This is a genomic window from Streptomyces sp. NH27, from assembly GCF_056859195.1.
On sequence record NZ_JACEGK010000893.1, the window covers coordinates 1 to 1583 of the forward strand.

Here is a 1583-nt window from a genome sequence, read left to right on the forward strand (position 1 = left end):
CAGTGGGCCCGGGGTGTCGGCCGTGCGGCGCTGGTCGGCCGCAGTTGCCGCAGTTGCCGCGGTGGCGGGACGTGCGGCAGGGGCGTCCCGGGTCGGGTGGGCGTCCGGCAGACGGTGGCGGGCCGCAGCGTCGTACAGGGCGGCGAGTTCGGGCCGGCCGAGGGCGTGGTCGAGGCGGCGGTCGCCGCCCAGGACAAGGGGGAAGGCCGAGCCGGTCCACAGCAGGCCGAGCCAGCGCAGCGCGTCCTCGGGCAATTCGTGGGCCGCCCGTACGACGACCAGGCGGGGAGAGCGGCGCAGCTCGGCGGTGACCTTGACCACGGCCGTCTGAAGGGCGCTGGGGCGGCGTCGGCCGAGCCCGAGGCCCTTGAACAGGCCGCAGACCACCTGGTCCAGGCCGGTGCCGTCCGCGTACAGGGGCTGGAGTGAGGCGGTGTCGAGGGCACGGTCGAGGGTTGTGCGGGTGGTGTCGGCATCCGGGCCGGTGACGACCAGCACCGACCGGTGCTCGACTGCCTCGTGCAGGTCCGCGGTCAGGTCGCCGGACGGCACCGCGGCGCCGGGCGCCGGCGCCGGGCCCGGCTCAGCCGCCGGGACGGCGGCCGGGACGGGGTGGTGGGGCAGGTGGCGCCGGATGAGCACGCTGGAGTTCAGGCCTTCGAGGTCCGGGTGCGCCAGGGCGTCGTCAAGACGGTCGTCGCCCGCCAGCACCAGGGGGAACAGGCCGTTCACCCACAGCCGGTACAGGAGGTGGAGTGCCTCGTGCTGAAGATGATGGGCGTCGAGGACGATCACCAGGCGGGCGGGGTCTTGCAGCTCGGCGACGAGGAGGTCTTCGGCGTCGCCGAGGGATGGGGGCATCTGGGTGGGGTCCAGGCCCAGTTGCGTGGCGAGGTCCTGGATCAGCGTTGAGCGGCTGCCGTGTTGAGGATGCACCCACACCGTTTCCGGGTCGGAGCCGGCCGGGCACGCGGCCAGGGCCTGTTCGGCGATCGCGGCGTGCGGGCTGGTGACCACCACGATCCCGGAATCCTCCACGGCGTCGCCCAGGACACCGGCCAGCTGCCCGGCGTCCGCGGCACCGGTGTCCGGCACCGCGGTACCCGACGCCGGTACCGGGCCGTGACCGGCGGCCGGACCTGGGTCGGCCGGACCTGGGTCGGCCGGACCTGGGTCGGCCGGACCTGGGGCGGCGGGGGCCGGGCCGCCGGGGGCAGTGGACGCGGCCCCCGGTACCGGGGGCAGGCCGGTACCCGGCATGGCGCCCTGTGCCGTACCGCTCGGCGCGGTGGGCTCGGCGGGTGCCTCCACGCGGTACCGGGTGAGGTGGGGGTGCAGGGCCGCCTGGTCGTGCCGCTGCAGGAGGCTGGCCAGGGTGGTGTCGCCGACCAGCACCAGCGGGAACGGCTCCGGCGCCCACAGGCGGTGCAGCAGATCGAGCGCGGAGGGGCGCAGCCCGACACTGCCGGTGGCCACGACCAGGCGGGTGGAGCGGCGCAGCTCGGCGGCGATCGCTTCCTCGGCCTCCCCCAGCCTCGGCTGCTGCCGCCGGCTCCGGCCCAGGCCGAGTGCGGTGTACAGGG

General features: G+C 76.0%; 1 protein-coding gene. It reads right to left on the reverse strand.

All coding sequences use genetic code 11. The annotated features are described in order from the left end of the window. Positions 1-1583 (reverse strand): AAA family ATPase (locus AC13HU_RS36840; RefSeq protein WP_483046355.1); only part of this gene is annotated, 1583 nt, incomplete at both ends.